Raw genomic sequence first — 11,167 nt, 5'->3', positions numbered from 1 at the left:
GGAAAAAAAATAGCGCAATCTTTGTCAATTTGGACAAAAACTGCACTATTTTTAATTATTATTGTTCGTTTCACTAAGTAATCGTCTCACAGCAACTGCTAAATAGAGATTATACGACTCAGGAATTTTCGTTACCGGGTATTGTAACAATTCATTTATCCGTTGAATCCGATATTTAATCGTATTTTTATGAAGGAAAAGTAATTCTGCTGCTTGGTTATAATTCGACTCTCCTTCTAATAAAAATACTGAGAGCGTCTCAAGCAATTCTTCATTTTCTTCTATCGGTTTCAGTGGTCGCAAATGTTCCGCAATCGACAATTCGCCGCGTTCCACAACTTCCACACATTTAGCCGCAAAGTCCATTTCTTGAAGGGAATAAATGAGCTTCCTTGCATAAATTGCATTGGAGGCTTTCTTATTTTCATTTACGAGTGAGTAGGCATATTGAACATCTGATGTGTGTTCCATCCCTTGGCAAACCGTAATTTTTAGTTTCATTCCAAGCTGCATCATCATCTCAGCAAAGGTTTGTGCCGTATGGGTACGATCCCGCTGCGCAACCGAATTATCTAACAATACAACAATGTTCTTTTCAAATAAATCAATCAAAGAAACATTAAAATGGCTAGCTACAAAGCTTTTTAATTCGCTTAAAACTTGTTCATTATCTCGAATGTCTTCGGTTTTCACAAGCCACATCCATTTAATAGAAGAAACATCCACATTTAGAATTTTTCCCAACCGACGCATTTTTAGACTTTCATCATTTAAAATAGCTTTCATCAGTTCAGCCGTGCTAATTTCCACATAATTCTTGCCCCATAAATTCATAAATACTTGGACTACTTCGCTAATTTGCATCGCAACATCCGTCGTAAGCGTGTCTTTTTCTTTCATCATAAATAAGTGCATTGCCTGCATACCATCCTGAAAAATCGGTTTTTTTGCTGTATAAACTGTTCGTTCAGCTTGAATCCATGTTGCTAGTTCATTATCACCTAGTTGTTTTGACGCCTCAATTATTTGGTCAAAATCCCATTGGCGCGTTCTCGGCCAAGTAATCGAGTTAATTACTTGAAATGAATTATCCGTTAAAACAAGTGATACGTGCGTCCGATCAGACAGAATTTTAAGCGTTGTATCGATATTGCGTTGTGCTGGTCTGACATTGGATATTTGTTCTAGTGATTCACTCACAAAATTAGTATCCGTCATTTCTTGTTTCACGATAGCTTCCACCACTTCATAAATCACTTCACTATAACGCAACGACATTTCATTTTCAGGCATCACGATAATAGTAAAATCTAACTCATTCGCATAATCAATAAATTTTTTATCTAACTTTGGAATAAAAATCCCGACGTAATATAAAATTAATGCCACTTCCCCAACCTTATGTAATCTCTCAATCGTTCGACACTGCGCCTCAACATCATTGCAAATATTTACAAAGGCAGATACGACAATTTCGCTACCATAAAATTCATTATTATCAAATAACTCATCATCTAAAAGGGCCACTTCGGTATATTCTAAAACAGAGATAGAAGAAACTAACTTAGATAAACCTGATTTCCCTGACACTACTTTCGCTTCTTTTAAAGATGGTAATTTCATTAAATCTCCTAATTTTACACTCAAAGTTCCTCGCCTCCAGTTAGTCTTAGTGTAAACAATCTCTTAGAAAATGTCCATTACACATCAAATCTTTTACATTCCAGGTTGATTATAGTAGCATTAAACCATAAATCAAAAAAACACTATAAATGCAGGAGGCAAACTATGTCTACAGAGCCATCCATTAAAATAGAACAAATTATAAATGAAGTTGAAAAAGTGATCGTCGGTAAACGACATGTGATTAAATTAAGCTTAACAGCGCTACTTGCTGGAGGGCATGTATTACTTGAAGATGTTCCTGGTGTCGGTAAAACGATGATGGTGCGTACTTTAGCCAAAACAATTGGTGTATCCTTCAAACGAATTCAATTCACACCAGACCTATTACCAGCGGATGTGACAGGGGTATCGATTTTCAACCCTGAAACACGAGATTTTGAATTTCGCCCAGGTCCAATTATGGGCAATATTGTGCTTGCAGATGAAATTAATCGTACTGCTCCGAGAACACAAGCTGCCCTTCTTGAAGGCATGGCGGAAAATAGTGTAACCGTTGATGGAATCACGCGCAAACTAGCTGATCCATTTTTCGTTATGGCGACCCAAAATCCGATCGAATATGAAGGAACCTACGCATTACCAGAAGCCCAGTTAGACCGTTTTTTACTGAAAATCAATATCGGTTACCCAACGGTAGAAGAAGAGATGCAATTACTTACATTAAAACAGTATCAAGATCCACTCGACCAAACTCAGCAAGTCGTGACTCAAAATGAATTGCTCGACTTAAAACAACAAGCTAAGCACGTTTTCATTGATGATGCTTTGAAAAACTATATTATCCGTTTAGTTGATGCTAGCCGTAAACATGCTTCGGTTGCTCTTGGAATTAGTCCACGTGGCTCTTTAACTTTCATGCAAGCAGCGCAAGCCTTTGCACTTATTGAAGGGAGAGAATATGTCATTCCAGACGATATCCAATATTTAGCACCCCATATTTTTACCCACCGTTTAATTTTAAAATCAGAAGCCTATTATAATGAGGAAACACCCGAATCGATTATTACTTCTATTTTGAAAGACACGTCAGTTCCGGTAGAAAAGAGGTAATTAGATGTTAAAAAAACGTCTCTTGTTAGCATCCAGATGGGTTATCATGCTACTTATTTATACTGGACTTTGGGCATACACCTTGTTTCAGGGTGATACAGCAAGTTGGTTTCTAACATATTTTTTTAGTTTTATCTTAATTGTATTATTTTTATCCTCGATTTACCCACTAAAAGCTTGGAAAGTGCATCGTCATTTTGCTAAAAATACCTATCATGATGGTGATTTGATAGCTATGCAAGTGACTTTCGCTCGAAAATCTCGTTATCCAGTGGGTTATTTGTTATTCCAACAAAAAATACCGCTTAGTTTTGGTAAAGTAAATGCCCGCCAACAGCTAGTATATCCACTTTTCAACAAAAAGTTCACCGTGACACTAGATAGCTTTATGGGATTCCGAGGTATTCATACCTTTGCGCCGATTGATTTAGAAACAAGTGACGCTTTTGGCTTGTTGGAACGTTCTTTTCACACAACTTCCAAAAAATCATTAACTATTTACCCGAGCTATTTTCCCGACATACTAGAAAAAATCCGAGAATCTTCACCTGAAAACGAGCGAAATGCAGCTTTCTGGACGCTTAAAAAAAATTCTAACTTGCATAGTCTACGCGAGTTTGCTTCCGGTGATCGAATTTCTTTAATTGATTGGAAGTCTTCTGCTAGAATAGATCAATTAATGACACGCGAATTTGAAAATAGCGCCACATCTCGTTTGTCCGTTATTTTTTATGGTGCTAATCATCCACATTTCGAGTTATCTTTACGAGCAGCTTATTCGTTTATCCGAAAAATTTCTGAAGAACATGGCGAAATCCGCGTGAGTATATTAGGCGACAAAATAACGAAATTCGCCCCTTCTACTGGACCAAATAAACTACAAGAAATTTCTACTGCATTTGCTGAACTTAACCCCGAAAAAAGTTTAGTTTTACAAGAATCACTTGATAGTAATTTACATGATGGTGAAAAAATCCTGCTATTTACACCCGATATTGACACCATGTTAATGCAAAAAGTGACTCGTTTAACGGATAATAAACAGTTGCAAATAATTACTTTCCAATCCGAACAAACGAAAATAGTGGATGCTGGAGCGTTATTCCTTGAACCCGCCAGCTTGATGAGCAGATGGGAGCGTGAAAACAGATGAAGAAAAAATCATCGCTTATTTTACTATTCATTCTGTCAGTTTTACTTATTTCAGAATGGATTTACCCATTTGCTAATTTAACCGAACTAAATACTGCCAGTTGGATTATCCTATTTATCACCATTTCACTTGTTAGTTTTTTCATTCGTATCCGATATTACTGGACCATCCCACTTCACATCGTCATGATTTATATTGTCGCTGGGATTTATTATGCAAAAGACGGGATTTTTTCTGCTAATTGGTTTTATTCTTTTTTCCAAATTACGTTTACTGGTTTTACTGACATGGTGCAATTTCGCTCATCAGATATTTCGATGGACTTTATTCTAATAGTTTTTCTAATTGCTCTTTGGTTGCTTAGTTATATAACGACTTATAGTATCTTACGAAAACAGCGGATTATGAGTGTACTTATTTTGACAGTCAGCTATCTTGCTGTCATTAATACTTTTACTGATTACAATAGTAGTTGGGCAATTGTTCGGACAGTTTTAGAAGGTTTCTTGTTGCTACACCTTGCTTTAACAAGTCGAATTACTGCAACGGACCGGGTAAACTCCGATTCGATTAAGCGTAATGGACTATTTTATCATGCTTTTGTTCTATTTCTACTCGCTGTTTTTGTTTTTAGTTCTTTGATGCTTCCAAAAAAAGCACCTATTTGGCCAGATCCTGTTCCTGTCATTCGAAATGCCCTTGGAATTAATACAACGCGCACGGTTGGTTATAGTGAAGATGATACCGAGCTTGGCGGGGCTGTCAAAAAAGATAATGCGACTGTTTTTAAAGCACGTACTGATAATGGTCATTACTGGCGCGTCGAATCGAAACGAATTTATACTGGCGTGGGCTGGGCTAACGAAAAATCAACTGAATTGCAACAGTTTTCTTCCGGTGATGACTTTCCGATTCCACTTTCCGAGGAAACAACTGGCAATGCGAAAACAGCTGAAATCGGTTTTGAAGCTTCCAGTGAATATGTTCCTTATCCATACGGAACGCAAAAAATTAACAGCGCAGTTAACACTTTTAACGCTAATTTGACGACAGAGAAAATAACACCTGAAAATACGATTAAAAATTACACGATTAAATTACAAACACCAGTTTACGATATTGAAAAGATGCAAAATGCTGATTTCAGTACTTTACCAGATGCTTTCATTTCCAAATATACCCAAACACCTAACGAATTACCAAAACGGGTCGCAAGCCTTGCTAACAAAGTGACAAAAGATGCTGACTCGATTTATGATAAAACGAAAGCGATAGAAAACTATTTAAGTAAATCCGGTGACTTCACATATAGTACTGATGACGCCAAAGAAACACCAAATGGAGCAGATTATGTTGATCAATTCCTATTCGAAACCCAAATTGGCTATTGCGACAATTTTTCTACTTCAATGATTATTATGCTTCGGACGCTTGGAATTCCGGCACGCTGGGCAAAAGGCTATACTCCTGGCGAGGGGAAAAAAGAGACAAGTGGCGACAAAGCGACTTATACAATAACAAATAATAACGCACACTCTTGGCCAGAAGTATTTTTCCCGGGTACTGGTTGGGTTCCATTTGAGCCAACTGCTACATTTTCTAATCCAGAGAACTTCCAAGAGCCAACAACAGAAACAGCTAATAAACCAGAGAACCCAAGTGAAAGTTCAAGTGAAGCTGCCAAACCAGACACGGCAGAAAAAAAACCGGAACAAGATGCTGGCAGTAGTTCTACAGGTGAAACACAGCAGAAAGAGCAAACGAAAAAAGATACGACTAACAGCACTATAAAAATCCCATCATGGATTTGGTGGATTCCTGCTGGATTAGTCCTCGCAATGGTTGCTGCGGCAGTTATATTCAGACGCCGAATTCGCAGTTATTTATTGCTACGGTCATTGCGTAAAAATCCAAATTTCACTATCATTTACAATAAATTGCTATCAGTTCTTACTTCTTATGGAATTATTCGTCAGCCAAGTGAGACATTACGTCAATTTGCTGCTCGAGTAGATATTAATTTACAGACAACTGATTTCTCCGCTTTAACAAAAACTTACGAAAATCTAATTTATAGTAAAATTAACGAAGAGAAGGGCTTAACAACTGCAGAAATCAACTTTATCCAACAAATTATCGCTATTTTATCTAAACAAAAAAGCAGCTAACGATTTTTTTCGTTAACTGCTTTTCGTTATTTCTCTTTTTCTTCATCCACTTTTTTAAATTCAAAATTCAGCATCCATTTTTTATTTTTACGAATCGAGAAATATCCCACAATCGAAATAACAAATGCGCCAAGGAAATCGACAAATAAATCACCCATCGTATCCCCAACAGCTGCATGTCCTTGAAGCATCGTTCCATCTTCAAGCATTGTTTTTTGCATATTCATTCCAAAGCTGTCTGCTGCAAATTCATAAAATTCCCAGAAAACACCAAGTAATACTGCAAAACTACAAGCAAACAGTGCTACAAATATTGGACTCATCGAAAGCGTTACACGTTCATTATTATTCAGCAAACTAACAATCGAGAATCCAAGCCCACCAAGCATTGCTCCACTAAACGTATGTAAGATCGTATCCCAGTTAGGAATTAAATAATAGAAACTTTGCACTTCTCCTAAATAAATAGCACAATATAAGAAAACAATAAATACAATATACATTGCATTCGGTATGACGAATTTCATCTTTCTACTAATTAAAGATGGTAAGAAGAGTACCACTACCCCAAGTACACACTGCATTAGCATCAGTGAATAATCCGCCTTTGTTTTTTCGCCTTCTGGAACAGCCCCAGATGGCGCTGAAATTAAGTTAACAATTGCATAAACCATTGAAATGAGGAGTGTTATTAATACAAAAATTGCAAGAAGCTGTGCCCAATTCCATTTCCTCTTTTTCGTTACTTTATCCATGAAGTCTTTCCCCCCTTTTCAAATATGTATTCATTATAAGCTAACTTTCACAAAAAACGAAATATAAAACGACATCTAGTTTTTCATAGAGATCATTTTGCATCTAAAATCCCCCTACTAATCGTGCTCAAGTATAAAAAAACACGGAAATCTCACTAGCCGATTTCCGTGCTTTCTTCTTATTTCAAGAAGTCTTGTAATGCTTTTGCGTTTGCAGCCATATCATCTAAACGAAGAACAGCTCCTGCGCCTTCAATACGTTCATTGTGCCATTTTCCTTCAACTGGAATAGCAAATTTTTCCATTGTTTTTGTTTTACCAAGTAAGAAGTCGGAACCAACTGAAATTAGTGTGCCCGTTGGTATATTCGTGGAAGTATATCCTTGAAGTTTACCAATTACGTCTGGAATTTTCGCTACATCCCCAACATCAAGCGCTTGTTCTTTCAGTGCTTCTAATACTTGTTGTTGTCTACGAATCCGCCCAAAGTCTCCTTCAGCGTCTTTTCGGAAACGAGCGTATTGTAGCAATGTTTTGCCATCCATGACTTGTTCGCCTTTTTTAATGCTTACTTCAATATTTTTAGACATATCTTTTTCTGCATTAATTTTGATTCCCTCTGGTGCAAGTGTATCAACAATTTTAGGGAACCCTTCAAAATTCGCTACTACATAGTACTCCACGTCTACGCCAAAATTTTCTTTAATTGTTTGGCGGACAAGTTCTGGACCACCAAAAGAATAGGCAGCATTAATTTTATTTTTTCCATGACCTGGGATATCTACATACGTATCACGCATAATAGATACTAGTTTTGGAGTTTTTGTTTTATTATCGTAATGAGCAATCATCAAGCTATCTGACCTGCCTTGATCGGCCCCACGAGAATCACTACCAATGAGCAATACATTAATTACATCGCCCTCTGATTTGACTCCGTTGAACGTATAGTCTTTCAATTTGCTAGCATTTTGCGCTTCTTTTAAACTAGATTGATACTGAAAATACCCAATAACTGCAACTACGCCTACTAAAATTAATAATGCCAATAGAATAGTAACAAAAACTCTTCCTTTGCGCGTACGACGCTTTTTTTTCTGCGCATGTCTTGCCATTTTACTCACCTCGCTTATTGTAACTTACTTATATATTACAATAAAATGACAAAAAAAGAGAGTCAAAATTGCATAAGATTTATTAAAGATTACTAAAAACCCTCCAAAATCTCGCATTTAGAGGGCTGGGAATTATATCGAGTTTTCACTACTTGTACTATCGCTGCTGTCGTTATCGCTTGTACCTGTATTACTATCATCATCTGAACTTTCAGGGTTTTGCCCAGGCTCTAAAGACGGCGGGGTTCCGCTTGGGGCTCCGTCTCCACCAGGACCTTGTTGCATTGTTCCGGTACTATTTCCTGGATTATTTTGACTAACTGAATATAGCTGATAACTAAGTACACTTATAATAATGACAGAAAGAATACTAACAATAATGGTACTCCACTTCCATTTGTTGTGGATCCCTTTTCCATGAATAACGATTTTCTTTTCAGGTTGTTCCATATCTTCCATCCAACATCATCCTTTCGTTAACACTACTTTAGCAATTAAATAAGAAAAAACTATGACAGCAATTAGAAAAAAATATGTCTAACAAATTTAAAGTTTTTCTTAATTTTTTTAACATTCTCTCTAGCCTTTGGTATAATTAATTGAAAAATTATAAATTTAAGGGGTGTATTATGGCCAATTTAAATGAAAAAAAAGGTGGCAACAAAAAAGCGCTTATTATCGGGAGTATCGCTGTTGTCATTGTTTTAATAGGTATTGCCATTTACTTTTTCATACAAAATCAACATAAGGACGAAAGAGACGCATTAGCAGCAGCAGAAACTTTTACCTCAAATATCGCTAAAGAAAAGTACGATAAGCTAGGAAATAACGTCACTACTGCTTCACTGAAAAAAGTCGAAGTTACCGCCAAAGAGATGGAAGCAAAATATCAAGCTGTATATGATGGAATTGGTGCCAAAAATATTAAAGTGAAAAATCTTAAATCTGTCTACGATGACAAAGCAAATAAATTCAACCTGACTTATGAACTTGAAATGCGTACTAGCCTAGGAAAACTAGCCCCGCAAAAATATAAAACGACCATCTCTAAACAAAATGACGACTGGAAAATTGATTGGAAGCCAGCGCTTATTTTCCCAGGAATGGTGAAAACCGACAAAGTTCGCATCACAGAAGATAGTGCCACACGTGGTCAAATCGTTGACCGTAATGGCACTCCACTCGCAACAAAAGGACAATTTTCCGAAGCGGGTATAGTTCCTGCTAAGCTTGGTGAAGGCGATGAGAAAACGAAAAACATCCAAGATATCAGTAAAAAACTCGATATTTCCACCGAATATATTAATAAACAACTCGAGCAAAAATGGGTTCAAGCCGATAGTTTCGTCCCACTTGTGACACTAGATGAAGATAAACTTCCTGAAGCAACCGGTTTAACATACGCTCAAAAAGAACTACGAACATATCCACTCAATGAAGCCACCTCCCATTTGATCGGCTATGTTGGTGAAGTTAGTGCTGAAGACATTGAGAAGAATCCGAAGCTCAGAGTCGGTGATGTCATTGGTAAAAGTGGTTTAGAACGCTATTATGATAAACAGCTTCGTGGCAAAGATGGTGGCGAAATCAAAATCATTAATGATCAAACAAAACAAGAAGATACTTTACAAAAAATCGATCGTAAAGATGGTGAGGAAATAAAATTAACGATTGATGCCGCCGTTCAAAAGAAAGCTTTTGATAGCCTTGGCTCAGAAACAGGTGCTGTGACAATGATTAATCCAACAAACGGCGAATTATTAGCTTTAGTAAGTACACCGTCTTATGATGCGAATCAGATGGTGCTAGGAATTACTGCTGACGATTATGCAAAATATAATGATGACAAAAGACTACCTTTCCTAGCTAGATACGCTAATCGTTACGCACCCGGTTCTACTTTTAAGACCATCACAGCAACGATTGGGCTTGATACTGGAATTACCAAACCTGACAAAATTCGTGAAATTTCTGGACTGAAATGGCAAAAAGACTCCTCTTGGGGGAAATATTTCGTCACTCGTGTTCACGATGTTCCGAAAGTTAATATGACAGACGCCCTTGTACATTCTGATAACATTTATTTTGCGCAAGAAGGACTTGAAATCGGCAAAGATAAACTAACAGCCGGCCTCAAGAAATTCGATTTTGACAAAGAGTATAACTTGCCATTCACAATGGAAGCAGCTCAAATTTCCAATGACGGATTAAACTCAGATATCTTACTTGCTGATACATCATACGGACAAGGTGAATTATTAATGTCGCCAATCCAGCAAGCAATCGCATATTCCGCCATCGCTAACAATGGAAAAATGCCTTATCCAAAACTAGATAGCAAAGAAGCTACTGGAAAATTAAGCCAAGCAACCGAAGCAGCCTCAGCCAACCAAGTTAAAGCTGCACTAATCAAAACTGTCTCTGATCCAGCTGGAACTGCACACGGCTTACAAATTCAAGGTCACAATATCGCTGCTAAAACCGGAACTGCTGAACTAAAAGAAAAACAAGGCGAAGATGGTCTTGAAAATGGTTTTGTTTACGCCTTTGATGCCGACAATCCGAATTATCTAATGGTAGGAATGATCGAAAACGTCAAAGGTCGTGGTGGCAGCGGGCTCGTAATCGACAAACTAAAACCTGTTATTGAAAGTATGTATAAATAATGCCAAAAGGGGTTGAATCTGTAAAATAACAGAATCAACCCTTTTTACATAGTTAGCTTTCATGAACAATATCAGTAATTTCGCCTTTATTATCAAAACGAACAACTAAAAGCTCATCACTATATTCCGGTATTATATTAAAATCAAAAGTTAAGTCTAATTCATTTTTATTATTCTGAGCAAACCAAACTTGCGAAAGCACTAAACCTTTAATCAAGTCATTTTTTGTTATATTCTCGAGATTTTCCAACGCAAATTTTGCAAGTACATCTTCTGTCAATTCCTCTAAATGAAACTCGAAATAATAATCAATCGTCGCGTTTCCTTCCGTAAATTGTTGCAAGAGCTCAGTTTTCGCTTTTTGATAAAGCACTGGAAGCTGATCTGTTAACCTTGCAATATTTTGATAATCTTCCGGTAAAGTAATATTTTCAAAAACACCAAAATCAATGGCTATTTCTTTATTATCCAGCACAACCGTTGTATCGATTGACAGACCTTTCTCTATGTCATAAGTTAACTCACCTAATAGTTTTGTATTAATCAGTTGTTGTGCCATGCGCTCTCCTCCTAT

Annotated in this window: 9 protein-coding genes; 4 read left to right on the top strand and 5 right to left on the bottom strand. The window is 37.0% G+C overall.

Annotated elements, in window-relative coordinates:
* Window positions 1–51 precede the first annotated feature (51 nt).
* Window positions 52–1,647, bottom strand: a complete 1,596-nt coding sequence (locus CKV67_RS01930) for a PucR family transcriptional regulator ligand-binding domain-containing protein (protein WP_014091895.1) — start codon at window positions 1,645–1,647, stop codon at window positions 52–54.
* A gap of 141 nt (window positions 1,648–1,788) precedes the next feature.
* Here CKV67_RS01930 and CKV67_RS01925 point away from each other — a divergent pair, with 141 nt between their 5' ends.
* From CKV67_RS01925 to CKV67_RS01915, 3 genes are read left to right on the top strand one after another with little or no spacing between them, the layout of a single operon-like run.
* Complete coding sequence (locus CKV67_RS01925; protein WP_025279747.1) at window positions 1,789–2,736, top strand: AAA family ATPase; 948 nt, start codon at window positions 1,789–1,791, stop codon at window positions 2,734–2,736.
* A gap of 4 nt (window positions 2,737–2,740) precedes the next feature.
* On the top strand, window positions 2,741–3,889 hold the full coding sequence (locus CKV67_RS01920) for a DUF58 domain-containing protein (RefSeq protein ID WP_014091894.1): 1,149 nt from the start codon (window positions 2,741–2,743) through the stop codon (window positions 3,887–3,889).
* Window positions 3,886–6,057, top strand: a complete 2,172-nt coding sequence (locus CKV67_RS01915; RefSeq protein ID WP_014091893.1) for a DUF4129 domain-containing transglutaminase family protein — start codon at window positions 3,886–3,888, stop codon at window positions 6,055–6,057. Before CKV67_RS01920 ends, CKV67_RS01915 begins: the two co-directional genes overlap by 4 nt.
* 26 nt (window positions 6,058–6,083) lie before the next feature.
* Here the strand turns inward: CKV67_RS01915 and CKV67_RS01910 are convergent, their stop codons facing one another.
* From CKV67_RS01910 to CKV67_RS01900, 3 genes are all read right to left on the bottom strand, one after another.
* Window positions 6,084–6,812 carry a DUF2238 domain-containing protein gene (locus CKV67_RS01910; RefSeq protein ID WP_014091892.1) on the bottom strand — a complete coding sequence of 243 codons (729 nt, stop codon included), beginning with the start codon at window positions 6,810–6,812 and terminating at the stop codon, window positions 6,084–6,086.
* Between the two features lie 179 nt (window positions 6,813–6,991).
* Window positions 6,992–7,927, bottom strand: coding sequence for an LCP family protein (locus CKV67_RS01905; protein ID WP_014091891.1), 936 nt, complete (start codon window positions 7,925–7,927; stop codon window positions 6,992–6,994).
* 132 nt (window positions 7,928–8,059) lie between these two features.
* Window positions 8,060–8,386: a hypothetical protein gene (locus CKV67_RS01900; protein WP_014091890.1), complete on the bottom strand. Its 327-nt coding sequence runs from the start codon at window positions 8,384–8,386 to the stop codon at window positions 8,060–8,062.
* 170 nt (window positions 8,387–8,556) lie between these two features.
* On the opposite strand from CKV67_RS01900, the gene pbp4 reads away from it, so the two are divergent.
* Window positions 8,557–10,593 (top strand): penicillin-binding protein PBP4(5), encoded by a 2,037-nt coding sequence (gene pbp4, locus CKV67_RS01895; protein WP_025279746.1) that lies wholly within the window; start codon window positions 8,557–8,559, stop codon window positions 10,591–10,593.
* Window positions 10,594–10,645: 52 nt separating this feature from the next.
* On the opposite strand, the gene CKV67_RS01890 is transcribed toward pbp4, so the two are convergent.
* A complete protein-coding gene (locus CKV67_RS01890; protein ID WP_014091888.1) occupies window positions 10,646–11,152 on the bottom strand; it encodes a DUF2004 domain-containing protein in 507 nt (168 codons plus the stop codon).
* Between the last annotated feature and the right edge of the window lie 15 nt (window positions 11,153–11,167).

Origin of the sequence: Listeria ivanovii subsp. ivanovii, from assembly GCF_900187025.1 — a bacterium.
In the GTDB taxonomy this organism is placed as follows: domain Bacteria; phylum Bacillota; class Bacilli; order Lactobacillales; family Listeriaceae; genus Listeria; species Listeria ivanovii.
The sequence above is the reverse complement of the archived record's forward strand: the minus strand, read 5'-3'. Positions and strand labels throughout refer to the sequence as shown.